The organism is Blautia sp. JLR.GB0024, from assembly GCF_037000545.1.
Lineage (GTDB): Bacteria > Bacillota > Clostridia > Lachnospirales > Lachnospiraceae > Blautia > Blautia celeris.
In genome coordinates, this window is sequence record NZ_JBANBF010000002.1 from 393,812 (window position 1) to 418,122 (window position 24,311).

25 protein-coding genes are annotated in these 24,311 nt (G+C 49.2%); 19 read left to right on the forward strand and 6 right to left on the reverse strand.

All coding sequences use genetic code 11. The annotated features are described in order from the left end of the window. Positions 1 to 67 precede the first annotated feature (67 nt). The gene (locus tag V8Q34_RS05855; RefSeq protein ID WP_335835061.1) at positions 68 to 1,342 is read left to right on the forward strand and encodes a peptidyl-prolyl cis-trans isomerase; all 1,275 of its coding nucleotides are present in this window, start codon (positions 68 to 70) and stop codon (positions 1,340 to 1,342) included. A gap of 96 nt (positions 1,343 to 1,438) precedes the next feature. On the opposite strand, the gene V8Q34_RS05860 is transcribed toward V8Q34_RS05855, so the two are convergent. Further along, positions 1,439 to 2,320, reverse strand: coding sequence for a LysR family transcriptional regulator (locus V8Q34_RS05860; protein ID WP_335835062.1), 882 nt, complete (start codon positions 2,318 to 2,320; stop codon positions 1,439 to 1,441). Between the two features lie 108 nt (positions 2,321 to 2,428). Between V8Q34_RS05860 and V8Q34_RS05865 the strand changes: the two genes are divergently transcribed. After that, entirely contained in the window at positions 2,429 to 3,010 is a 582-nt protein-coding gene (locus V8Q34_RS05865; RefSeq protein ID WP_335835063.1) for a chromate transporter, read from the forward strand. Continuing rightward, positions 3,007 to 3,570 carry a chromate transporter gene (locus tag V8Q34_RS05870; RefSeq protein ID WP_148391930.1) on the forward strand — a complete coding sequence of 188 codons (564 nt, stop codon included), beginning with the start codon at positions 3,007 to 3,009 and terminating at the stop codon, positions 3,568 to 3,570. The genes V8Q34_RS05865 and V8Q34_RS05870 overlap by 4 nt, the downstream gene beginning before the upstream one ends. 16 nt (positions 3,571 to 3,586) lie before the next feature. Here the strand turns inward: V8Q34_RS05870 and V8Q34_RS05875 are convergent, their stop codons facing one another. From V8Q34_RS05875 to V8Q34_RS05885, 3 genes are all read right to left on the reverse strand, one after another. Further along, positions 3,587 to 4,411: a PocR ligand-binding domain-containing protein gene (locus V8Q34_RS05875; protein WP_335835064.1), complete on the reverse strand. Its 825-nt coding sequence runs from the start codon at positions 4,409 to 4,411 to the stop codon at positions 3,587 to 3,589. Positions 4,412 to 4,485: 74 nt separating this feature from the next. Beyond that, on the reverse strand, positions 4,486 to 5,598 hold the full coding sequence (locus V8Q34_RS05880; protein WP_335835065.1) for a phosphotransferase enzyme family protein: 1,113 nt from the start codon (positions 5,596 to 5,598) through the stop codon (positions 4,486 to 4,488). A gap of 2 nt (positions 5,599 to 5,600) precedes the next feature. Then, positions 5,601 to 6,521 (reverse strand): nucleotidyltransferase family protein, encoded by a 921-nt coding sequence (locus V8Q34_RS05885; RefSeq protein ID WP_103731218.1) that lies wholly within the window; start codon positions 6,519 to 6,521, stop codon positions 5,601 to 5,603. 302 nt (positions 6,522 to 6,823) lie between these two features. Between V8Q34_RS05885 and V8Q34_RS05890 the strand changes: the two genes are divergently transcribed. Together V8Q34_RS05890 and V8Q34_RS05895 are read left to right on the forward strand one after the other, a co-directional pair. Next, positions 6,824 to 8,182, forward strand: a complete 1,359-nt coding sequence (locus V8Q34_RS05890) for an MATE family efflux transporter (protein WP_033142107.1) — start codon at positions 6,824 to 6,826, stop codon at positions 8,180 to 8,182. Between the two features lie 80 nt (positions 8,183 to 8,262). Beyond that, positions 8,263 to 8,793, forward strand: coding sequence for a spore maturation protein (locus V8Q34_RS05895; RefSeq protein WP_033142108.1), 531 nt, complete (start codon positions 8,263 to 8,265; stop codon positions 8,791 to 8,793). 50 nt (positions 8,794 to 8,843) lie between these two features. Here V8Q34_RS05895 and V8Q34_RS05900 read toward each other — a convergent pair whose 3' ends face one another. Continuing rightward, complete coding sequence (locus V8Q34_RS05900) at positions 8,844 to 11,033, reverse strand: ATP-binding protein (protein ID WP_186970995.1); 2,190 nt, start codon at positions 11,031 to 11,033, stop codon at positions 8,844 to 8,846. 302 nt (positions 11,034 to 11,335) lie between these two features. Here V8Q34_RS05900 and hisZ point away from each other — a divergent pair, with 302 nt between their 5' ends. The 9 genes from hisZ (at position 11,336) to hisE (ending at position 17,749) form a co-directional block, all read left to right on the forward strand. Next, positions 11,336 to 12,541 (forward strand): ATP phosphoribosyltransferase regulatory subunit, encoded by a 1,206-nt coding sequence (gene hisZ / locus V8Q34_RS05905; RefSeq protein WP_033142144.1) that lies wholly within the window; start codon positions 11,336 to 11,338, stop codon positions 12,539 to 12,541. Between the two features lie 123 nt (positions 12,542 to 12,664). Beyond that, on the forward strand, positions 12,665 to 13,315 hold the full coding sequence (hisG, locus tag V8Q34_RS05910; protein ID WP_033142109.1) for an ATP phosphoribosyltransferase: 651 nt from the start codon (positions 12,665 to 12,667) through the stop codon (positions 13,313 to 13,315). Positions 13,316 to 13,318: 3 nt separating this feature from the next. Continuing rightward, on the forward strand, positions 13,319 to 14,371 hold the full coding sequence (gene hisC, locus V8Q34_RS05915; RefSeq protein ID WP_103731216.1) for a histidinol-phosphate transaminase: 1,053 nt from the start codon (positions 13,319 to 13,321) through the stop codon (positions 14,369 to 14,371). 55 nt (positions 14,372 to 14,426) lie between these two features. Next, positions 14,427 to 15,008 carry an imidazoleglycerol-phosphate dehydratase HisB gene (hisB, locus tag V8Q34_RS05920; protein ID WP_335835066.1) on the forward strand — a complete coding sequence of 194 codons (582 nt, stop codon included), beginning with the start codon at positions 14,427 to 14,429 and terminating at the stop codon, positions 15,006 to 15,008. Continuing rightward, positions 15,005 to 15,610: an imidazole glycerol phosphate synthase subunit HisH gene (hisH, locus tag V8Q34_RS05925; protein ID WP_054350416.1), complete on the forward strand. Its 606-nt coding sequence runs from the start codon at positions 15,005 to 15,007 to the stop codon at positions 15,608 to 15,610. The genes hisB and hisH overlap by 4 nt, the downstream gene beginning before the upstream one ends. Next, entirely contained in the window at positions 15,607 to 16,332 is a 726-nt protein-coding gene (gene hisA, locus V8Q34_RS05930; RefSeq protein ID WP_033142113.1) for a 1-(5-phosphoribosyl)-5-[(5-phosphoribosylamino)methylideneamino]imidazole-4-carboxamide isomerase, read from the forward strand. The genes hisH and hisA overlap by 4 nt, the downstream gene beginning before the upstream one ends. Continuing rightward, positions 16,326 to 17,084, forward strand: a complete 759-nt coding sequence (gene hisF / locus V8Q34_RS05935) for an imidazole glycerol phosphate synthase subunit HisF (protein ID WP_033142114.1) — start codon at positions 16,326 to 16,328, stop codon at positions 17,082 to 17,084. Before hisA ends, hisF begins: the two co-directional genes overlap by 7 nt. A 3-nt stretch (positions 17,085 to 17,087) precedes the next feature. Beyond that, the gene (hisI, locus tag V8Q34_RS05940) at positions 17,088 to 17,426 is read left to right on the forward strand and encodes a phosphoribosyl-AMP cyclohydrolase (protein WP_033142115.1); all 339 of its coding nucleotides are present in this window, start codon (positions 17,088 to 17,090) and stop codon (positions 17,424 to 17,426) included. Next, positions 17,423 to 17,749 (forward strand): phosphoribosyl-ATP diphosphatase, encoded by a 327-nt coding sequence (gene hisE / locus V8Q34_RS05945; RefSeq protein WP_227243907.1) that lies wholly within the window; start codon positions 17,423 to 17,425, stop codon positions 17,747 to 17,749. Before hisI ends, hisE begins: the two co-directional genes overlap by 4 nt. Before the next feature lie 98 nt (positions 17,750 to 17,847). Here hisE and V8Q34_RS05950 read toward each other — a convergent pair whose 3' ends face one another. Beyond that, positions 17,848 to 18,696 carry an AraC family transcriptional regulator gene (locus tag V8Q34_RS05950; RefSeq protein WP_335835067.1) on the reverse strand — a complete coding sequence of 283 codons (849 nt, stop codon included), beginning with the start codon at positions 18,694 to 18,696 and terminating at the stop codon, positions 17,848 to 17,850. Positions 18,697 to 18,875: 179 nt separating this feature from the next. Between V8Q34_RS05950 and V8Q34_RS05955 the strand changes: the two genes are divergently transcribed. From V8Q34_RS05955 to V8Q34_RS05975, 5 genes are read left to right on the forward strand one after another with little or no spacing between them, the layout of a single operon-like run. After that, positions 18,876 to 20,165, forward strand: a complete 1,290-nt coding sequence (locus V8Q34_RS05955; RefSeq protein WP_335835068.1) for an ABC transporter substrate-binding protein — start codon at positions 18,876 to 18,878, stop codon at positions 20,163 to 20,165. A gap of 27 nt (positions 20,166 to 20,192) precedes the next feature. Beyond that, complete coding sequence (locus V8Q34_RS05960; RefSeq protein ID WP_052099558.1) at positions 20,193 to 21,077, forward strand: carbohydrate ABC transporter permease; 885 nt, start codon at positions 20,193 to 20,195, stop codon at positions 21,075 to 21,077. Positions 21,078 to 21,085: 8 nt separating this feature from the next. Then, positions 21,086 to 21,928 (forward strand): carbohydrate ABC transporter permease, encoded by an 843-nt coding sequence (locus V8Q34_RS05965; RefSeq protein ID WP_033142118.1) that lies wholly within the window; start codon positions 21,086 to 21,088, stop codon positions 21,926 to 21,928. Between the two features lie 15 nt (positions 21,929 to 21,943). Beyond that, positions 21,944 to 23,266: an alpha-glucosidase/alpha-galactosidase gene (locus tag V8Q34_RS05970; RefSeq protein ID WP_033142119.1), complete on the forward strand. Its 1,323-nt coding sequence runs from the start codon at positions 21,944 to 21,946 to the stop codon at positions 23,264 to 23,266. A 29-nt stretch (positions 23,267 to 23,295) separates the two neighbouring features. Beyond that, entirely contained in the window at positions 23,296 to 24,297 is a 1,002-nt protein-coding gene (locus V8Q34_RS05975) for a Gfo/Idh/MocA family protein (RefSeq protein ID WP_148391924.1), read from the forward strand. The last annotated feature ends 14 nt before the right edge of the window (positions 24,298 to 24,311 follow it).

The following is a 24,311-nucleotide window of genomic DNA, read 5'->3' on the forward strand; positions in this document are numbered from 1 at the left end:
GGCGCACCCTATGGCCGATGCTTTATCTCATACCCCTTGGGGAAACAGGAAAACACAGGAGGACTTTATGAATAAATTTACAAAAACTCTCGCCTGCGCGGGACTTGTAGTGGTTCTGGGAACCACAAGCCTTGCTGGCTGCGGGAAATCATTGGACGGAACGAAAATAGCTGCTACCTGCGGTGATGATAAAATAACTCTGGGAACGGCCAATATGATGCTTCGCATGACACAGGCACAGATGGCCTCATACTATTCCATGTTCGGCGGCTCCACAGCCGGAATCTGGGATCAGGAAGGCGAGGACGGCAAAACTTACGGTGAAAACACAAAAGACGACATGATGGACCAGATACATAACATGGTACTCTTAAAACAGCATGCCAAGGACTATGACGTGACCATCACAGAGGACGAGCAGAAAAAAATCGAAGAGGCAGCCAAGAAATTCATGGATGACAACGATGCAGACACCATTGCCAAGCTGGCTGTCAGCCAGTCTGATATTGAAACCATCCTGGAGTTCTACACCTACCAGGAAAAAATGTACGACCCCATGACTGCTGATGTGGACACCAACGTGGAGGATTCCGAAGCTGCACAGAGCAAAATAACCGTCTGCCAGATATCCATAGCCGGAACCCAGGATGAGGAAGGCAAAACCGTGGAACTGACCGATGAAGAGAAACAGGCCAAAAAAGACCAGGCTCAGGCCGTCCTTGACAAAATCAATGCCCAGGAAGACCCGGCAGCCGCAGATATGGATGCCCTTGCTAAAGAGGTGGACGAGAACCTGACTGCATCCACCAAAACCTTCGGCAGCGACGACACTGCCCTGGACGATAAACTCAAGGAAGCCGTTAAGTCCCTGACCGACGGACAGGTAGCCCCTGAAGTCATTGAAGGCGAGGACGCCTACTATGTTGCCCGCATGGATGCCACCTTCGACGAGGACGCCACTCAGTCCAAAAAAGAAAGCATCGTCACCGAGCGCAAACAGGAAGCCTACAATGACCTCCTGAAAGAGTGGGGCAAAGACACCAAGATAGACGTAGACAAAAAAGTCTGGAAAAAAGTAACCTTAACTGATTCCGACTCCTATACCTTCAAACAGCCCGAGACCACCGACACAGGTGACACCGGAGCCGCTGACACCGGCGACACCAACACAGGCGATACCGGAGCTACTGACACCGGCGACACCAACACAGGCGATACCGGAGCCACTGACGCCGGCGACACCAACACAGGCGATACCGGAACCGCTGACACCGGCGACACCAATACAGGCGATACCGGAGCCACTGACACTGACAACACCGACGCAGCAAACGCCGAGTAACACTATCTTTAAATACCGGGTAATCACTATCCACCGAATAACTAAAACTGCAGGGTCCAGCCAATCAACTGAACCTCTGCAGTTTTTTTACCGTCCTTATCGCCCTCCCATTTCCACAGCCATATCCATAAACCTCCTCCCCCCATCCGTCAAAAACTTATTCCTATGCCATACCACATAATGCACCCTCTCAAACCCCTCATCCTCAATCACCCTCTTACAAACCCTTCCCTCCGATATTTCCCTCTCCACCAGCATCTCCGGCAGCACTGCCACACCAATCCCTTTCTGCACCCCTTTAATGATCGCCTGCGTACTGGCGCTCTCCCAGAGAGGCTCCGGCGTCATCCCTCTCACTGCAAACACATGGTCCACCAGTGTCCTGCCCACGCTCCCCTTCTCCCTTGCAAGAAGATCATACTCCTTTAAATCCCTTACAAACACCTTCTCTTTAACCGCCAGCTCATGCCCCACAGGCACAATGAGCACCAGCCTGTCCTCTGAGAAAGCCCGTGTCTCCAGCTCAGGCTCGGAAATCCCCCCTTCGATCAGGGCAAGATCCAGCTCATTATTCAGCAGCCCTCTCTGCAGGTTCCCCGCATTGGAGATCATCACCTTAACCTTCATGTCCGGCCGCTCCCTGCAAAATGCACTTACCAGATCAGGCAGAAAAAAATTCCCGAGGGAAATACTTGCCCCCACCCGCAGCACACCAAACGCGTCCCCGTTCAGCAGTCCCTTTTCCATCATATCAAAGGACTCCACAATATGAAGTGCCTGTGCATAGAACTGCCGCCCGGCTTCCGTTACGAACAGCCTTCTGTTCATCCGGTCAAACAATCGTACCCCGTAATGCTGTTCGATCTCCTGGATCGTTCTAGTAACAGCAGGCTGTGTCATGTGAAGGGTTTTCGCTGCCTGCGTGATATTTTCCAGCCGGTAAACCTCCAGAAAAATCTTCATATGTCTTATCGTCATGTTTTTCCTCCGATTCATAACTAAAATGATATTATATCAATAAAATAATAGCATTTTACATATTGATACACAAGGGATATGATGAAGAAAAGGAGGCATTATAAGGAAATGGAAAAGACAGAGACAAAGAAAAAAAATCTGCTGCTGAAGTTGTTTTTCAGTACTCTGTATATCAGCAGTTTTACATTTGGCGGGGGATTTGTAATTGTCACATTTATGAAGAGAAAGTTTGTGGATGAACTCCACTGGATAGATGAGCAGGAAATGCTGGATCTGGCGGCGCTTGCCCAGTCCTCACCGGGGGCCATTGCCGTAAACGCCGCTATTTTAGTGGGCTGGCGTGTGTGCGGGTTTGCCGGGATGCTGACAGCGGTGCTGGGGACCATTCTTCCGCCCATGTTTATCCTGTCCGTTATATCGTTCTTCTATGCAGCATTTGCCAGCAATGTGTATGTGGCATTGGTGTTAAAGGGGATGCAGGCAGGTGTTGCCGCAGTGATCCTCGATGTGGTATGCGGATTGGGGAGCAATGTGTTCAAAGAAAAAAGCGGACTCAGCATTGGCATTATGGCAGCGGCCTTTGCAGCTACTTTCTTCTTTGACGTGAATGTCATTTATATCATTCTGACTGCCGGTATCATCGGGGCAGGGAAGGCATTATGGATATACAGAAAGGGGAAGACAGTATGATCTATATAAAGTTGTTTTTAAGCTTTCTTCAGGTGGGAATGTTCAGTGTGGGCGGCGGCTATGCGGCAATGCCCCTGATCCAGAATCAGGTGGTGGAGGCGCATAAATGGCTGACCATGGGTGAGTTTACAGATCTGATCACCATAGCGGAAATGACTCCCGGCCCTATAGCTGTCAATTCTGCCACATTTGTGGGAATCCGGATAGCCGGCTGGCAGGGGGCTGTCATCGCCACCTTTGGCTGCATTCTGCCATCCTGTCTGATCGTATCCCTGCTGGCCTGCATTTATTACAAATACAAAGGCGTATCTGCCATGCAGTCTGTACTGGCCTGTCTGAGACCGGCTGTGGTGGCCCTCATTGCGGCGGCAGGTATCTCCATACTGCGCGTGGTGCTTTTCGCGGGCTCAGGGATCAGCCTGCAAGCAGTCAACTGGGTCGGGGCGGGATTGTTTCTGGCAGCTTTTGCGGTGCTGCGAAAACTGAAATGGAATCCCATTTTGGTCATGAGCCTTTGCGGCGTCCTGAATCTGTGTATTGGGATCATAAGCGGAATGTGATGGAAACACAGGTCGATTATATCGTTTCCTTTTTCCTGTACTGCATGGGTGTCATCCCATAGGTCCGGCAGAAGGCCCGGGTAAAATAGTTCTGGTCCCCATAGCCGCAGGAAAACGCGATTTCTCCGATGCTGAGGGACGTACCCCGGAGGAGTCTGCATCCGTTTTCCAGACGTACCTGGCAGATATAGTCATGGATGGAAATGTGATAGGTTTCCCTGAATTTCCTGGTCAGGGAGGCCCGGCTGCAGAAAAACTGGCGGCAAAGGTCATCAATGGTGAGTTTCTGGTCATAGTGCTTTTGGATGTAGCTGTGCACTTCACTGACAAGCTCATTTTTAGACAGATTCATACGGTTGCTGAGTGTAATGTACTGGGCACAGACTTCCATGATGGTTACCAGAGAGTCAATAGTCCCCTGTTCCCGGACAGGAATGCCGGCAATGGCCTCCTTAAGGGCATTGGCATCGGTTACAAGGGGAAGGGCCATCTCATAAGGCGTCCGGTCTGCATCCGGTCCGGCCTCCAGCGTCTGTCCCATCATCAGATAACCGGTGAGGGTGCCGAAGCTGTACAGAGGGGCAACAGCCTCATAAAGTCCGAAATGACATTTATAGATATGGAGTTTTTCCTGTTCGCGCACACGTCCAAAGGCCATGGTATCATGTTCCACGCAGAGGCGTTTTCCCTCCGGATGCTTCTGGATCAGACCGCAGAAGCATCCCAGTTCCCTGGGATAGGCGGCAATTTCCCGGAAATTCGTATCATAAATGCTGATGCGGAAACCGGATATGTGATATAGCTCTTTCAGTATACGTTCAATAGACAGGGACTGCTCCATATGTTTTCTCCTTTGCATAAAAAAACTGGTGTAAAATCGGATTGTCCGTATCTTACGCCAGTTTTTTCTATTAGTCAAGTTCTGTTTACATATTTAGCCACGATCTTCTTCATTTCCTCCATCTTCCGTTCCATATCCGCCACAAGCGTGATCTGTGTCCTGCAGCGGTCCAGGTTGTGATGCTCCCTGTGGATGCGGAAATAGGTATCTCCGTTCAGATAATCTGTCAGGAAACGCATTCCGCACTCCAGGGTCAGAAGTTTGGCGGAGAACGGGAGAAGGCGGATCTCTTCATCTGTCAGGGATGCACCTGCCTCGGAGAGAAAACCGGCTGTGTAAGCCTCGAAGAGATCGAGATCCATAGAGACAAGAGAAAGATTCTGTTCATCCTCGTCAGCGGTGCTTGCGCCGAAACGAATGCTGTCACCGAAATCATAGAGCACGGAACCGGGCATAACGGTATCCAGGTCGATGACGCAGATTCCCTCGTCGGTATCATTGTCCATCATAATGTTATTTAATTTGGTGTCATTGTGGGTAACGCGCAGGGGAAGGCGTCCTTCCTTAATGGCGTCTACCACAACAGCACCGTCCGCCTTCCGGTCCAGGAAAAACCGGATTTCTTTTTCTACGGAGGCAGCCCGGCCTGCTTTATCTTCTGCCACTGCTTTTTCAAAGAGCTCATATCGGTTCACGGTATTGTGGAAATCCGCAATGGTCTCATGCAGCGTATCAGCCGGATAGTCAGCCAGCAGCTTCTGGAAATGTCCGAATGCTTTTGCCGCGTTGGTGAAGAGTACCGGACGGTCCACGGACTGGTGGCAGGCAGCATTTTCAATGAAAAGATAGCTTCTCCAGAATCCGCCGTCACTGTCCTCGTAGAGGAGCTTCCCGTCACGCGTGGGGACAAGTGTCAGTGTCTCACGCTCAGGGTCACCGCCCTGCTCCTGTATTTTTTTCCGGAGGTGGGAGGTGACGCCCTGGATATTCTCCATCAGGCCCTGAGGGTCTGTAAAAATAGTGGTGTTGACTGCCTGCAGAATGTAACGCACGGGAGGTTTTGTCTCCCGTCGGAAATACACGGCATAAGTGGCGTTAATATGTCCGCATCCAAATGGCTCCGCGTAGATAAAGTCTCCGTCAAAGAGGAAAGCTTTTACAATTTCGTTTTTGATCTTATCCAGCATTTTCATTCTCCTTTTCCGTTCCAGAGGGTTTCCGGGTATACGCCCTCGCCGATCATCTGCTCAATGAAAGCTACAATTTTTTCTTTATCCTCATGGTAGGTGACGCCATACCATTTGGCTGGGGTGTCCATAACCTTTACATCACATTTTCCGGCATCCATCAGCTCCTGAACCACGGAGGGCAGGAAAAATTCTTTTTTCGCAAGGCCGTCTGTGCTGTCTTTAAAGAACTTCTGCATCTGCAGTTCGATCTCACCGAATATATCAGGGGTAAAGCCCCAGCAGTTCATGGACACAATGCTGTTCTCATCAATGTCCGTCCAGCCCTGGCCCTCCTCGTAAAATTGTGTCTGTCCCTGGTTCCGCTGTATTTTGGTCCGCTCGGTAACCGTGGTCAGATATCCGTTGTCAGCAGTACACACACCTCTTGCCACGTGGCCGTTTTCCGTCAGGGTATTCCTGAGAAGGTAGCCGGCCATGCAGTAATGATATTTGGAGGTATCTTCGGGCTGTTCCAGGAAGAAATCATGAAGCAGCCTGAATGCTTCCCTTCCATAGAAATCATCCGCGTTGATGACAGCGAAAGGACCGTCCACCAGATTCCTGCAGCTCCACACCGCATGGGCTGTGCCCCAGGGTTTGGTGCGGCCTTCGGGAACCTTCACGCCCTCGGGAACCTCTGTGATCTCCTGGAACGCATATTCCACCGGAATGACTTTTTCCAGGCGTTTTCCCACGGTCTCACGGAATACATCCAGGTTTTCTTTCTTAATGATAAATACCACCTTGTCAAATCCGGCCTTGACGGCATCGTAGACGGAGTAGTCCAGGATAAATTCCCCGTGTCTTCCCACCGGATCAATCTGTTTCAGCCCGCCATATCTGCTTCCCATACCAGCCGCCATAATCACCAATGTCATCATATCTACCTTCTCCTTTTCCTTTCGTGTGCTTTGCTTTGTTAATTCTTATTATATCGAAAACAGGTATGGATTCTATGGAATTTCGTATCAAAATTAGCATTATCGGATAAAAAGAAGAATAGTGCTAATATCCAATGAGAGATAAAGGATTGCAGAAAAAAGATATATGGTTCATAATAAAAGACGGAACTGTCAGTCCCGAATAGCGGCAAAGTCAGGTGAAAAGCATGCAGACATGCCATGCTGTCTGCCGCAGAGATTCGGAAGGCTTACAGTGATATGCTAAAGAGGAGTTGTGAAATATGAGCAGTTTTGAGAAAGATCTATCTAAGGGAAATGTGGTAAAACAGCTGATCCTGTTTGCCGTCCCGTTTCTGGTGTCCAATATTATCCAGTCCTGTTATAATGTAGCGGATATGCTGATCGTGGGAAATTTCAGCGGTACGGTCAGTATGTCCGGCGTGAATATCGGAGGCCAGGTGACATTTATTCTGACGAATATTGTAGTAGGGCTCTGTACAGGAGGAACCGTACTCATAGCCCAGTATCTGGGGGCGCAGAAGAGGGAGGAGATGCGCAGGGCCGTGGCAACACTGATGACCACTCTGATCTGCGCCGCTGTCATCATTACCGTGGTGTCCCTTCTTCTGAAAACACAGATACTGGGGTGGATCCGCACACCGGAGGAATCCTTTGAGGAGGCCAGCCGCTATCTGACGGTGACTCTGACGGGTATTATCTTTATATTCGGCTATAATGTGCTGTCAGCAGTTATGAGAGGAATGGGGGACAGCAAAAGGCCCTTTTATTTTGTCCTGATCGCCTGTGTGACCAATATCGTCCTGGACCTGGTACTGGTGGCGGGCCTGGGATGGGGAGCCTTCGGTGCCGCGGTTGCCACCGTGATTTCCCAGGCGCTGAGTATGATCCTGTGCATTATCTATATGGTAAAGAACGGGTTTGTCTTTGATTTCCGCCCCTCCTCCTTCCGCATTTACAAACGGGAGCTGGAGATGATCTTTAAGATCGGCACGCCGGCAGCCATTCAGAATGGAGTGACCAGCTTTTCCTTTCTGATCATAACGGCACTGGTAAACTCCATTGGAGGTGTCAATGCATCCGCGGCCGTTGGTGTAGTGGGAAAATTCAACGGGTTTGCCATTATGCCTGCAGTGGCTATGGGAAGCTCCATTTCCACCATGTGTGCCCAGAATGTAGGGGCAGGGCAGTGGGACAGGGTGAAGAAGACCTGCAGAGTGGGAACCCTGGCCGCGGTGGTCTGCAGTTACCTTATTTTCATTCTGGTCAGAGTATTCCCGGAGGATATACTGCGGCTGTTTGACAGCAGCAATGCAGAGATGATAAAGATCGGTGTGGAATATATCAGTACCTTCAGCTTTGATTACCTGCTCGTGCCGCTCTGCTTCTGTCTGAACGGTCTTTTTATCGCCACAGGACACACCACATTTACACTGATGAATTCCATGCTCTCCGCGCTGCTTCTGCGGATTCCGGCCAGCGTGTTCTTCGGCAGTATTATGGGAATGGGAATCATGGGTGTGGGAATTGGTGCTCCGGCAGCTTCAGCGGGCAGCCTGGTTCTGATCGTGTGGTTCCTGCTGTCCGGAAGATGGAAGAAAAATGTGGTGAAAGGCGGCTGATCCGGAACGGCTGCAATACCGGTACTTTTTTGAGCGGCTTTCGCGTAAACTAGAAGAAAGACGGGACAGCCGGTGAGTGTATGAGGATTTTGCTCTTTTTGTCGGAAGTTATCATTCCGCTTATTCTGTTTTACATAGTGGGATTTGGAATCCTGATGAAATGTGATGTGTACGAGGATTTTGTGAAAGGTGCAAAGGATGGTCTGAAGACAGTTGTGCAGATTCTCCCCACCCTCATAGGTTTGATGGTGGCCGTGGGGGTTCTGCGGGCATCCGGATTTCTGGATATGCTGGGCGGACAGCTTGGCAGGCTGACCGGAGCAGTGGGATTCCCGGCCCAGCTTGTTCCGCTGACTATAGTGAAAATGTTCTCTTCCAGCGCGGCCACAGGACTGGTACTGGATATTTTCAAAGAATTCGGGACGGATTCCAGGATTGGATTGATTGCCTCTGTGATGATGTCCTGTACGGAGACTATTTTCTATACCGTCTCCGTCTATTTTATAGCTGCAAAGGTAAAAAATACCCGCTATACCATACCCGGCGCTCTGCTTGCAACACTTGCAGGCATTGCGGCCAGTGTATGGCTGGCGGGGATGATGACTGTGTAGACAGCCATGGAAAAACACATGTTACGGGTCCGGCATGCCGGGCTCCTTTTTTACGCCAGATATTTCTCCAGGATACGATACAGCTCCCGCAGGTCGATGGGCTTAGACACATGGCCGTTCATTCCGGCTTCCAGCGCCTGCTCCTTGTCCTCCGCGAATGCGTTGGCTGTCATGGCGATGATAGGAAGCTCCTGCAGATCCGGTCTGCCTGTACTGCGTATCTTTTGTGACGCTTCGTACCCGTCCATGACAGGCATACGGATATCCATCAGCACAAGGCTGTAATATCCGGGTGCAGAGGAGGTTACCATGTCCAGTGCCTCCTGCCCGTTTACTGCTGTGTCTATCCGGGCATTTGTGACGGAGATCAGTTCTTTGGCTATCTCCAGGTTCAGTTCATTGTCTTCCACAAGAAGAAGGCGGCGGTCTGAATAATCTGCCTGTTTCTCTGATTCGGTGGCGGACATAAAGGGAAGTTCCTTGAAGGGATCAGGCCGGAGGGTATGGGGAACATCCTTTTTAAAGGGCAGTTCAATATAGAAGGTAGTTCCCTCACCTTCCCTGCTTTCAACACGGATACTTCCGTTCATCATTTCCGCGATATTCTTGGTGATGGCCATGCCAAGGCCGGTTCCCTCCATATGGGAAGCTCTGGGCGCATCGGAGCGCTCGAAGGGCTGGAAAAGCCGCTGCAGAAACTCCGGTGACATGCCAATGCCTGTGTCGGAAAAGATAAAGCGGAACCGCACGGTATCATCCGAACCGGAGGGGATTTCCTGTACCTTCACGCGGATTCTGCCGCCCGGGTCCGTGAATTTTACAGAGTTTCCCACTATATTCAGGAACATCTGCTTGAACCGGAGCGGGTCGCCGATCAGGTCTTCGTGTTTGACTTCCTCCATATCCACAGTAAAGTCAAAATTCCCGCTGGCGATCTGGGGCTGGATGATTCCCGACAGAGTATCGAGCAGTTCCTTCAGGTTAAAACTTTCGCTGTTCAGTGTCAGCCTTCCGCTTTCAATTCTGGACATGTCAAGGACATCATTGATCAGAGAAAGCAGATGCGCAGAGGAGGAGGAAATCTTCTCAAGGCAGTCCCGTACTTTTTCCTTTTTATCAATATGGGCAAGGGCGATCCCCGTCATGCCGATGATAGCATTCATAGGCGTCCTGATATCGTGAGACATGTTGGACAGGAATACGGACTTCGCCTGATTGGCCCGTTTGGCTTCGTCCAGTGCTGCCTCCAGTTTCTTTTTGCTTATCTGCTCTTTGGCAAGTATCTCTTTGTTTTTTTCATCAATAATGCGCTGCCGTCCCGTAAAGTAAATCGTACAGAAACACAACAGCAGAACAACCGTCACCAGCACAGCGGCAATGATAAAATTCCGGAAAGAGCGGGTGGTGGTCTCCAGCACATTGGCCGGCACTGTGACCAGCAGGTACCAGGAGCTGTTGCCTACGGGCATATACACCAGATAATTGCGTTTGCCCATCCAGGAAAAGATCAGGGAACCGGATGCGCAGGCAGCCATGTCATTTCTAAGCTGAGTATCCGGCTTCGGTCCCTTCAGGTCGGACTGCGCCAGACTGTCCAGATAATTGTCTGTTATCATCATGGAGTATTCATAGTGCGGTTTCAGAAGGATATTTCCCTCTTTGTCTATGACCGTGGCATAGCTCTCTTCCGTATATACATTCAGAGCCAGAAGATATTCCAGCTCGTCAAAAGCAGGTGTCATGAAGATGCCCGCTATTTCTGAGGCGCTTTCCATGCTTTCCTCAAGTTCCACATAATATAAAAGTTCATCCCCGATACCAAAATTCACAATAGTCATGCTGTCATTATCAATGTATCCGGCTTTCTTTTCCTGAAAACTCAGGTCCTTCAGGCTTCCGGTGTCTCCGTCAACAGTCATGTACCCGCCCTCTTTATCCATGATACCGGCAGTACGGTATTTCCAGATATTCTGTCTGCCCTTGAAATAGTCAAGAATATCTTCCCGGCTGACATATCCGTTGCGGTTCGCAGCCTCCAGGCAGCTTTCCAGGACAGAAAAATATTTGCTGTTCATCTGATCGAAGTGAGCGTCAAGCTGGGTGCCGAATGCGGACAGATTGCTCAGGTTGTCCCTCTCCACACCGAGGCGTATCTGCTGGAAAAAATAGAAAGCGATAATAAGTACCAGAACGGCAGCAGTCGTGGTGCTCAGGATGAAAGTTTTCCGCTTCTTAAACATATAACCCCCGATTATTTTTTTAGCGGTGATTCCGCGTATTTACCTGTATTCAGTATACCATATGGGGGTGGGCGGTTGCAATGATATAAGAGGAAGGGTGTTTTTTTACATAAACATCCGGAATTTCTCAAAAAGCGTGTTGACAACTTTATAGTCAGATGTTACTATGGTAGCACGCTAAAGTGAACGAAGCACAATACATATACTTATAAGGCAGAGCATACATGACATTATACAGAATAAAGAGCAGCAAAAGTACAGCATACAGTATGAAAAATAACGCAGAAAGGCAGGGTCAGCAGATGAGATATTATGATAAGGTAACACCGGACGGAACAAAAGATTTGCTGTTTGGAGAGTGTGACCAGCGTTCTCAGGTGACAAAAACCCTGAAGGACCTGTTTGGAGCCCAGGGTTATCGGCGGGTGATGACACCTGCATTGGAATTTTATGATGTGTTTGGAAAGGCGGCAAAATATCTGCCAAAGGAGACCATGTACAAACTCACAGACCATAAGGGAAGGCTTATGGTACTGCGTCCCGATTGTACAGTGCCCGCGGCCAGATTGGCGGCTACCCGGTTAAAGGGGATGCCGATGCCGCTCCGTTTATTTTATAACCAGAATATTTACCGTATGTTCCCGGAATTGAAGGGAAAGAGTACGGAGATCAACCAGGTGGGTATTGAACTGATCGGCGGAGTGCCTCTGCGAAGCGACCTGGAAGTGGTAGAGCTGGCATCCAGAAGCTTGGATATCATAAGCGGAGGCAAATACCGCCTGGAGCTGTGCCATATCGGATACTTTAAGGCCATCATGGACAGCCTGGATGTGGATGAGGATACCAAGGAGGACATACGTTTCCAGATCGAACAGAAGAATTATGCCTCCCTCACAGACATGCTGGGAAAATACCAGGACAGCCGCGCTGCACAGGCGCTGTTGAAACTGCCGAGACTGTTCGGCGGGTCTGAGGTGTTTGAAAAGGCATATGAACTGTTTGATGAGAACGGTGCCCGTGAGAGCCTGGATTACTTAAAGGGTATTTATGAATATCTGCAGACACTGGGACTGGGAGATAAAGTGATCATTGATTTGGGCCTTGTGAACCTGGCAGAGTATTATACAGATCTTATTTTCCGGGGATATTTCCGGGGAATCGGGGAGCAGGTGCTGTCCGGCGGGCGTTACGATACGCTCATTAAGGAGTTTGGGGAAGACCACTGTTCTGTGGGCTTCTGCATCAATGTGGACCTGGCAAGCCAGAAGGTTCAGCCTATGCCGGAAGCCATACCGGAGGTTTTGGTGTTCGCACCGGATATGAAATATTTATCAAAAGCAGTCCACCATCGCAGGACACTGGAGGACCAGGGCGTGCTGACGGAGAACTGTGTTTTTGATACCATGGAAGAAGCCTTTGATTATGCGAAAATGAGAGGGATACCGAAAGTACACCTGGTGGGAGAAGATATCACAGTTTGTTTAACCCGTACAACTTCCGGCAAATAACCGAGTCATCCGGTTATTTATCCTGAGTTATCCTGAGAAAACAGGTACGGCCCGAGATAAGATGTGACCGCACTGTGCAAAATTACCGTGCGTGGATTGAAACAAACACTGGGAGGCAGAAAAATGAAACCAATTAGAATCGCCCTGACAAAAGGGCGTCTGGAGAGTAAAACAATAGATATGCTGGAGCGTTTGGGATATGACTGTACCAACGCGCGGAAAAAGGGCAGAAAGCTGATCATGCCCATAGGAAACGGCGAGATCGAGGTGGTGCTTGCAAAGGCTGCCGATGTGGTTACCTATGTGGAAAGCGGCGTCTGCGACATGGGTGTTGTGGGAAAAGACACCATTATGGAAAAGGGAGGCACCTTCTATGAAGTGGCTGACCTGGGATTCGGAAAATGCAGGTTTGCCCTGGCAGTTGTAAAAGGAAAGAACCTGTACGAGGGCTACCACAACCTGACCATTGCCAGCAAATACGTGAATGTGGCGAAGAACTTCTTCGAGCAGAAGAGTATGGATGTGGATATTGTAAAGATAGAGGGCAGTGTTGAGCTTGCTCCTGTTCTGGGGCTGGCAGATGCCATTGTAGATATCGTGGAGACGGGAACCACACTGAAAGAGAACGGCCTGGTGGTTGCTGAGGACGTATGCCCTGTAAGCGCCAGACTCATCGTAAATATTGCCAGCATGAAGCTGCGGAAAAAAGAGATCGAGTGTCTGATCGACAAGATGGAAAATGATGTGCAGAAGCGCAGGGAAAAGGAGGCGTAGACCATGGCATATACGATTCCGGAGAAGTTAAAACGGCTGGAGATATATGAACCGGTAACAGAGATATACGATATCCGCCTGGATGCCAATGAGAGCTTTCAAAATCTGCCGGATGATATCCGCAGGGATGTGCTGAAGGCTGTGGAGCAGGTGGAATTTAACCGCTATCCTGACCCCTTTGCCACAAAGCTCTGTGAGAAATTCGGACGTTTCTTTCACGTGAAGCCCGAACTTCTGACCGCGGGAAACGGTTCGGATGAACTGATCTCCCTTATTGTGCCTAATTTTCTGGAGAGCGGGGACACCATGCTGGTGGCCCTGCCTGATTTCTCCATGTACACCTTCTATGCGCAGATGAACAACATCCGTGTGGAAGCCCTGCAGAAGGCAGAGGATATGGTGACCAGTGCTGCGGATATTCTGGAACGGGCGAAAGCGAAGAATGCCAGGCTGCTTATATTTTCCAACCCCTGCAACCCCACATCCCTGAAGCTGTCCAGGGATGACATCATAACCATCATCGAGGGTACGGACGCCCTGGTGATCGTGGATGAAGCGTATATGGATTTTGCGGAAGGCTCTGTTCTGGACGTAATAGAAAAATACGACAATCTCATTGTGCTGAAGACATGTTCCAAGGCCCTGGGTCTGGCCGCCATCCGTCTCGGATTCGCCGCCGCCGGCAAAGAGCTGACAGATATCCTGCACGCTCTGAAGTCCCCGTATAATGTGAACTCTCTGACACAGGCTGTGGGTTGTGCCATTCTGGATCGTCCGGATTACATCAGGAGCTGTATCCGTTCGATCCAGAAGTCCAGGGATGAACTGTATCAGGAGCTTTTGGGGCTTAGAGAGAGAAAATCAGACATCCTGAATTTATATCCGACAACCACAAACTTCATTTTCATGAAGGTGAAAAACGCGGATAAAGTATTTGAAGAGATGAAAAAGAGGAGTATTTCCATCCGGTATATGAGCGGTTACCTGCGTGTGACTGCCGGAAGAAAAACAGAGAATGAAGCGGTTATCCGCGTGCTGGATGATCTGTTGAATTGAAAATAAACGGGTAACTGTTCAGCACTCTTACAGTTACAGGAAAGGAGGAAGCTGATTGAGAATCGGAGAGATTACAAGAAAGACAAAAGAGACAGACATCAGGCTTAGATGGAATCTGGACGGCACCGGCCGTTACATGGGAACCTGCAAAGTGGGTTTTTTTGACCATATGATGCAGGCTTTCTGTGTACATGGCGGATTTGATATGGATCTGGATATGAAGGGTGACCTGGAGGTTGACTGTCACCACAGCATTGAGGATCTGGGCATTGTTATGGGGCAGGCATTTGTCAAGGCTCTCGGAGATAAGGGTGGTATCCGCAGGTACGGCAGCTTCTTTATTCCCATGGATGAGACACTGGGATTCTGTGCCCTGGATATAAGCGGCAGGCCATTTCTGGTGTTTGACGCGGAGTTTGCAAATCCTTCTGTGGGAACCCTGGACTGCTGTATGGTAAAGGAGTTCTTCCGCGCGTTTGCTTTTAACGCCGGAATCACCCTTCATCTGAAATGTCCCTACGGAGAAAATGACCACCATAAGATTGAGGCTCTTTTTAAGGCCGCAGCGCACGCACTCAGGGAAGCGCTGGAACCAAATGGAGGAAAAATACTTTCGTCAAAGGGGATGTTGGCATGATAGCGATCATTGATTACGGGGCAGGCAATCTTTTCAGTGTGAAAAATGCCCTTGATTTTCTGGAGGAGGAGAGCATCATCACTGCAGACTGCAGGGAGATACGCTGTGCGGATGCTGTGATACTGCCGGGAGTCGGGGCTTTTCCGGATGCCATGCGTATGCTGAGAGAACAGGGGCTTGCAGAAGTCATAAAAGAGGAGGCACAGAAAAAGCCGCTTCTGGGCATTTGTCTTGGTATGCAGATGCTCTTTGAAAAGAGTTATGAGTTTCAGGAGACGGAAGGTCTTGGGCTGATACCGGGCTGTGTACAGCTTATTGACGGAGGGGGGTTAAAGATTCCCCATATGGGCTGGAATGACCTGACGGTCTTAAACCCCTGTGCCATGACGGAGAACATGCCAAAGGGCGCGTATGTATATTTTGTCCATTCCTTCCGCGCAGATACCGGTGATGAGAACATTTCCTGTTACACCATCTACAATGAGCGGATTCCCGCTCTGGTACACCGGGGGTATGTGTACGGCGCCCAGTTCCATCCGGAGAAAAGCGGTGCCGCAGGTCTGGAACTTTTGAAAAATTTCGCAAGGCTGGTGAGAAAATGATTATATTACCTGCAATTGATATAAAAGATAAAACATGTGTGCGGCTTGTAAAAGGTGACTATGCCACTGCGCATCAGGTGGCTGAAAGCCCTTATGAGACAGCTGACTCCTTCCGGGAAGCCGGTGCCGCCTGGATCCACATGGTGGATCTGGACGGAGCAAAGGACGGAAGGCCGGTCAATGAAGAGATCTTTGAGAAAGTGGCCGGGGAGTCAGGCCTGAAAGTGGAGGTGGGCGGAGGAATCCGCAGTATGGATACCATTGAACGGTTTCTGGAAAAGGGTATTTCCAGGGTCATTCTTGGTTCTGTGGCGGTCAAAGACCCCTCCCTTGTAAAAGAGGCGGTCCGTAAGTTCGGTGATAAGATCGCAGTCGGTATTGATGCCAGGAACGGTATGGTGGCCACAGAGGGGTGGCTTGAAAAGAGTGATGTTACATATCTGGATCTGGCACGGGCCATGGAATACGCCGGGGTGAAAACCATTATCTATACAGACATTTCCAGAGACGGGACACTTTCGGGTGTCAATACAGAGCAGCTTGGAAAGCTGAATGAGGCGGTATCCTGCGATATCATTGCCAGCGGCGGTGTCCGTTCCATTCAGGATATCCTGGACTGTAAAAAACTTAACTTATACGGGTGTATCTGCGGAAAAGCCGTTTACACCGGAGCGCTTGATCTGGCCTTGGCTATAGAAAAGGCAGGTGAGCAGACATGTTAGCAAAGAGAATTATACCCTGCCTGGATGTAAGAGACGGCAAAGTGGTTAAGGGCGTGAATTTTGTGGGTATCAAAGAGGTGGGAGATCCGGTGGAATGCGCCATTGAGTACGACAGGCAGGGAGCAGATGAAATCTGTTTTCTGGATATCACAGCGACCCATGAGGGAAGAGGAACTATGGTTGATGTGGTATCCAGAACGGCAAAACATGTATTTGTACCCCTCACAGTAGGGGGCGGCATCCGCACAGTGGAGGATTTCAGGGAAATCCTCCGTGCCGGAGCTGACAAGGTTTCCGTCAATTCAGCAGCAGTCAGGAATCCGGAGCTTATCAGGGAGGCGGCTGCCATATTCGGAAGTCAGTGCGTGGTGGCTGCCATTGATGCAAAAAGGGATGAGAAGGGCAAATTTAAGGTCGTGGTGAACGGCGGAAGGATAGATACAGGTCTGGATGCCATAGAATGGGCACAGAAGTGCCAGCAGCTTGGAGCAGGCGAGATTCTCCTCACGTCCATGGACACAGACGGATGCCGTGACGGTTTTGATCTGGAACTGACTAACGCAGTCTGTGACGTGGTGTCCATACCGGTCATTGCCAGCGGCGGCTGCGGTAAGCTGGAGCATTTTTCAGAGGTTTTCAGGGAGAGCAAAGCAGATGCGGCACTGGCGGCTTCCCTGTTTCATTTCCGGGAGCTGACTGTGGAACAGGTAAAAGAGCATCTGAGAGAACAGCAGATTCCGGTCAGGAGGTAGACGATGGATGTAGAACGTTATTTTCAAAAAAGTGAACTGATACCGGCTGTTGTGCAGGAGGCAGGTACCGGGGAGGTGCTGATGCTGGCCTACATGAACCGGGAAAGCCTTGAAAAAACATTTGAGACCGGATATACCTGGTTCTACAGCCGTTCCAGACAGGAACTGTGGAACAAGGGAGCAACCTCCGGCCACATACAGAAGGTGATTGATATCAAAGCAGACTGTGATGATGACACCCTGCTCATAACAGTGATCCAGACAGGCGCGGCCTGCCATACCGGTGCACACAGCTGTTTCTTTAAAGATATATGGAAAGAAAAAGGAGGACGCCCCTTATGATGGACGTAATAAAAGGCCTGTACGAAGTGGCCCTGGAACGGAAAAGCACAAAACAGGAAGGTTCTTACACCTGCTATCTCTTTGAACAGGGATTGGATAAAATACTGAAAAAATGCGGTGAGGAGTGCAGTGAAGTCATCATTGCAGCCAAAAACGGAAAAAATGAGGACACGGCCAACGAAATCTGTGATCTTCTTTATCATCTGATAGTCATGATGGTGGAGAGCGGAATCTCCATGGATGAGGTGGAGGAGATCCTGGAGCAGAGAAGACAGAAAATCGGGAATTTGAAAAAGTTCCATGTCAGTGACCATGAATCATAAATAGAAAACAGGCGGAGAAAACAAGGGGCGGCTGTCCCGGACCGTGCGTTATGCATAAGTCCGGGGCAGCCGCTTTTTCATGTCTGAAAGATGCAGGATCAGGGTGATTCGGTACGGCTGCGGATATTCTGGCGGTACAGCGACGGTGAAAGGCCTACGGAGCGTTTGAAAGCCCTGGAAAAGTAGTATTCGTCTTTCATGCCTACATAGGAACAGATTTCCCGGACCGTGTAATCTGTGCGTTCCAACAGGAGTTTAGAGCGCTGAATGCGCAGATCCAGAAGATAATTCTGGGCTGTAGTTCCCGTAAATTTGTGAAATATCTTAGAAAAATAACTGCGCTCCAAACCGACATGCTCCACAATGTCCTGAACAGTGATTGGATAGATATAGTTGCATTTTATATAAGATTTGGCTTTTCCTATATGTTCAAAGAGAACGGTCTGGTTCTCCTTCTGATATTTTCCCGAGAGACTGTAGGACTGTGCAATGTTGGAAAAGATGGAGTACATGAGGGACTGTATGGTAAAATCATTACAGAAGCCCACCGATTCCAGATGTTCTGCAAGTGTCCGGATGGATTCATCTATGGAATACTGTGGATGCAGCTTATGAACAGGAGACTGCCTGGAAAAGCCCAGCTGCTCCGTGAGGGTATCTGCACTGTCACCGGTAAAAGCCAGCCAGGAAAAATGCAGAGGATCTTCCGGCGAGGTTTGATAGCTGGCAAGCTGTGAGGGATATATGATAAACAGATCTCCCTGCCGGATGGGATAGGCAGCGCCCTCACATATATATGTTCCCCGGCCCTGCGTGATATAGTGTATCAGATATTCGGAGCGGGTATGCGGAGGCATGCGGAAATCCGGTGCACACTCCTCATAGCCGCAGTATTTCAAATTCACATCTCTCTGGATCTTTGAAGCGTAATATTCCTCAATTTTCATAAAAAATCCCCCTTATTTAAACAGTATAATACTATTATGCACAAAAAACAACATGAATCCATCATAAGGACAAGAGAGTGTATTTTGTTTTAAGGCAAATCTTTTATAATGGAATCATAAGAAATGCTGATGGAAACATGCAAAACAGAGAGAAGGTATTACCTAAGGAGGTAAAAAGTATGTTAAGAAGAAAAATGTTAGCGGCAGCATTGGCAACAGGATTGGCAGGGGCTTTGGTGCTTGGGGGCTGCCAGGGCAGCGGCAGCAAAGGAAAGACTGCTGATGGAAAAGACAGCGTGCGTTTTATGGTCGGGGGATCGGCAGCCGAGCTGGAACAGTATAAGAAGGCCGTGGATGCCTTCAATGAACAGAGTGAGGATGTTGAGGTAACATTTGTAGGCGTACCGGGGGACAACTACAATGAGAAGATCATGACACAGCTCAAGTCAAAGGAAGCTCCTGACTGTTTCTATTCAGAGGAAGCCTCTTATGGAGAACTGAATAAATCAGACATGCTTCTGGATATATCAAAATATCTGGATGAAAGTGATTCCAATCTGAAGAGAGAAGATGTGCCTGAAAATTTACTGGAAAACTATACGTTTGAGGATAAGGTGACAGGAGTTCCGGTGGACTGTAACCCTATGGTGATCTATTACAACGCAGACCTGTTTAAAGAGCTGAACATAAAATCACCGCAGGAATATGTGGATGAGGGCAAATGGAATTTTGAGGCGCTTCAGCAGGTATCAGAACAGCTCAGGGATGCTTCAAAGGTTGGGTTTGTATATGAGAACTGGTGGGGACCGCTTTACTCTTTCCTTTTTTCCGCAGAGGATCCTGTCTATTCAGATGATATGACAAAAGCAGAGTTCGGTTCTGAGCGGGCAAAAGCCGGCCTGACCTATCTGGACAGCAATATCAAGTCAAAAGCCTTTACCTTTGCAGGTTCTCTGACCAGTGGAGAGTCACCGGACACGCTGTTTGTATCAGGCCAGGCGGGGATGCTGTATGCGGGGCGCTGGTATGTGGCGGATTTTACGGATTTGAGTTTTGCATATGATGTAGCTCCGTTCCCGTACTATGAGGAACCCTCACAGGCAGTCTGCGCTATGCCGGCAACACCCATGGTCATAAATAAGAAGGCATCCAATCCTGATGCGGTGTGGGAGTTCGTATCCTTTTACTGCGGAGAACAGGGACAGAAGATCAGGATGGAAGGTCAGGGGAATGCAGTTCCCACAGTTAACGGGCTGGATGAGATCGTGCTGACAGGAACGCCGGAACATGCACAGACTTTCCTGGATGCTGTGGATATTGCACTGGTGTATCCAAAGGCAGAGGCGCTTCATCCGGGTATGACAGATTCTATTACAGGTGAAGTGGAAAAACTGCTGGTGGGAGAGCAGGATGTGGAGCAGACCCTGACAAATATCGTACAGACAGTCGATGATGAACTTCAGAAATAAGCAGGTATGTGGGGAAGGGATGGACATATGAAAAAAAGTAAACTGGAAAAATCCAGAAACAGATGGGGGATCGTGTTTATCCTTCCACAGCTCATTAGTCTGGTCTGCCTGGGAATCATACCTATTGTGATCGCATTTGTGCTGAGCTTCTTCGATTGGAATGGATTCAGTGCTCCGGTATTTACAGGATTCCAGAATTTTAAGGCAGTGTTTACAGATCCGGATACAGGGATTGCCATTAAGAACACCCTGGTCTATTCCGTTATCTACGTGCCATGTTCCATTGTGCTGTCACTGGGGCTTGCCATGCTGCTTAATAAGGCATGGGGGAAGATGTTCTACCGCGCCGTTTTCTTTCTCCCTCAGATTGTTACCTCTGTGGGAATCGCAGTGGTATGGTCCTGGATCTACCAGCCGCAGTTCGGTATTCTGAACATGATATTGAGGTTTTTCGGAATAGAGGGGAAGGAATGGCTGCGTGACCCATCCACTGCAATGGGGGCAGTCATTGTCATGAGTATCTGGTGGGGGCTGGGGTACAATATCGTGCTGTTTCTGGCCGGTCTTCAGAATGTCCCCAGGACGTATGTGGAGGCGGCAAAGATTGACGGCGCAAATGAGCGGCAGGTATTTTTCAATATTACAGTTCCGCTTATCTCACCTACCACACTGCTGGTGACTATCACTACAATGATAAATGCATTTCAGGTCTTTGACCAGATGTTCCTGCTGACATCCGGCGGGCCGGCAAAGAAGACGTATACCATGGCGATCCATATATATCAGACGGCATTCAAGAGCTATGAGCTGGGCAAGGCATCCACAGCGGCACTGATCCTGTTTTTCGTGGTTGTGGCTGTATCTGTGATACAGTTTAAGCTTTCTGACAAATGGGTTCATTACGGAGAGTAGGTGAGATTATGGCGAACAGAAAGAATAAACAAAAGAGATTTTATACCCTGCTGGTTCAGGTAATACTGGTATTCATGGCTGTACTTGCTTTATTTCCGTTTTTGTGGATGATCTCTACTTCCCTGAAGGGTTCAGAGGAGGCATTTGCCTATCCGCCGAAACTGATACCGGAAATCTTCCACTGGGATAATTATGAAAAAGCCATGACAGCGCTGCCTTTTGGAAAGGCATACCTGAACAGTCTGAAGCTGGCTGTCATCAATGTGACAGGTCAGGTGCTCACCTCCGCTATGGCGGGATATGCACTGGGAAAACTCAGGTTCCGGGGATCAGGGGTGGTGTTCGGCGGCTTTATAGCGGTCATGATGGTTCCATATACGGTAATATCCATCCCGCTGTTCCTGATCTTCAGCCAGTTAAATCTGATCGACACACATTTGTCCATTATTTTGATGACAGTTGCCTATATGCCCATGGGAGTATTTCTGTGCAGACAGTTTATTATGGCACTGCCCGATGAGCTGATGGAGGCAGGAATCATCGACGGTGCAAACTATGGTTCCATGTTTTTCAGAATCGTGCTTCCGCTTGTGAAACCGGCACTGGCATCTCTGGGAATCTTCTCATTTATGTGGAATTGGAACAGTTTCTATACACCGCTTATATTCTTAAATTCCCAGGAGAAATATACGGTGCCCCTGCTTCTGAATATGTTTAAGGGGAAATATACAGTGGACTGGTCGCTGATTATGGCTGCCTCCACAATTGCGGTGATTCCTGTGCTGGCAGTATACTTGTTTGCACAGAAATATATTATTGAAGGAATTACAATTACAGGAATGAAGAGTTAAAGACAGGAGGTAATTATGCCAAGAATAGCTTTTATGGGGGCAGGCAGCACAATATTTGCAAAGAGTGTGCTGGGCGACTGCATCCTGACACCGGAGATACAGGATCTGGAGATTGCGCTGCACGATATTGACCCGGTGCGGCTGGAGGATTCCAGGAAAATGCTGGAGAACATAGCCTCAAACGCGGGGCGCAAAGTGAGGATTGAGGCCCACGCTGACAGGAAACAGGCTCTGAGAGGGGCAAAATATGTTGTCAATGCCATACAGGTAGGGGGATATGATCCCTGCACAATTACGGATTTTGAGATTCCGAAGAAATACGGACTGCGCCAGACCATTGCAGACACCCTGGGGATAGGCGGCATATTCCGGGCACTCAGAACCATACCCGTGCTGGAGGAATTTGCTGCCGACATGATGGAAGTATGTCCGGATGCCCTGTTCATCAACTATTCCAACCCCATGGCCATGCTGACCGGATATCTGCAGACATACACGAAAATCAACACCATCGGTTTGTGCCACAGCGTGCAGGTCTGCATTCCCCAGCTCTTTAAGGCTCTGGACATGGAGGAACTGGTTCCGGAGGCAAGATGGGAGATTGCGGGCATTAACCATCAGGCATGGCTTTTGAAGGTTCAGGACGGCAGAGGAAATGATCTGTATCCGGAGATTAAAAAGCGTGCAGCGGCCTTTTTAAACGGCGAGGCTTCATATGACGCGGGCTGGGATAAGGTCCGTTATGAGATGATGCTGAGGTTTGGATATTACATAACAGAATCCTCTGAGCATAATGCGGAATATACGCCATGGTTTATAAAAGACAGGTATCCGGAGCTGATCGAGCGATATAACATTCCTTTGGATGAATATCCGAAACGCTGTATCAAACAGATCGGAGACTGGAAGCAGATGCGGGGAGAGCTGGTACAGAATGCGGAGATCAAGCATGAGAAGAGCCGCGAATTTGCATCGTTTATCATAAATTCTATGGAGAATGATGTTCCCTACCGCGTACACGGCAATGTCCGGAATACGGGCCTGATTCCCAACCTTCCCCCCAATGCATGTGTGGAAGTTCCCTGCCTGGTAGACAGGGATGGAATCCATCCCTGTTATGTGGGAAATCTTCCGGAACAGTGCGCTGCCATAAACCGTACGAACATCAATGTTCAGCTTCTGACGATCCAGGCCGCAAAATCCAGACGGAAAGAGGATATTTATATGGCGGCCATGATGGACCCCCATACAGCGGCGGAACTGTCCATGGATGACATCAGGGCAATGTGCGATGAAATGCTGGAGGCACACGGTTCCTGGATGCCTGAATACAGATAATAAACGTAAAAAGCAAGGAGATAAGTCAGATGGAGAAAGTATTGAGAGTGGGTGTGCTGGGCATGGGAAATATGGGAAAAGCCCATGCGCGCAGTATGATGAGAATGGAGAATGTTGAGATTGCAGGACTGTGTTCTTCTCCGGCAGATGATGCAGAGGCCTTTGCCCGTGAAAATCATCTGGACTGCGGGATTTATGATGACGGTTTCCGCATGATAGAGGAGGCAGACCTTGATGCACTTTATATCTGCCTGCCGCCTTTCGCCCACAGCGGACAGCTTGAAGCGGCAGCAGACAGGGGAATCCATGTATTTATTGAAAAGCCCATTGCCCTGGATGTGGAGAGAGGAAAATCCATGTCGGATGCAGTGGAGCGTAATCATATTGTTTCCCAGGTAGGATACCATATGAGATTTGGAAGTGCGGTCAGGAAATTTAAAGAGTATATGGAAAACGGTACTGCGGGAAAACCTACGCTTTACATGGCAGATTATGAGTGCAACAGCCTTCACGGGCCCTGGTGGCGTGATGTTTCAAAATGCGGCGGTCAGGTTTTTGAGCAGGTCATCCATTTGTATGATATGGGGCTTTATCTGATGGGGGATGCGGATTGTGTGAACGGACATATTGCGAATCTCTGCCATCAGGATGTGGAGGGTTATACCATTGAGGATACCAGTGTCTGCAGTATACATTTTAAAAATGGCGCTCTGGGTTCCATATGCGGTTCCAACTGTTCCGTAAAAGAACAGTGGAACGGCAGATTTCGGGTCATCTGTGAGCATATGACAGCGGATTTCACTGACCACAATCACGGTGTTTTTACTTTTACAGATGAGAAAGAGCCCCGTACAGAAACGGTTGCGGAGGAAGTGGATGCCACGTATCTGGAGGACTGCTGTTTTATAGACACTATACGGGGCAGAAGGGAAAATACGGCAGGTGTGCCGGAAGGTTTAAAAGGTCTGCGGCTGGTGAGCGCAGTGGTGGAATCATCAGGAAAAAACGGGGCATGTGTTGTGCCGGAATAAGAAAGAAATGACAA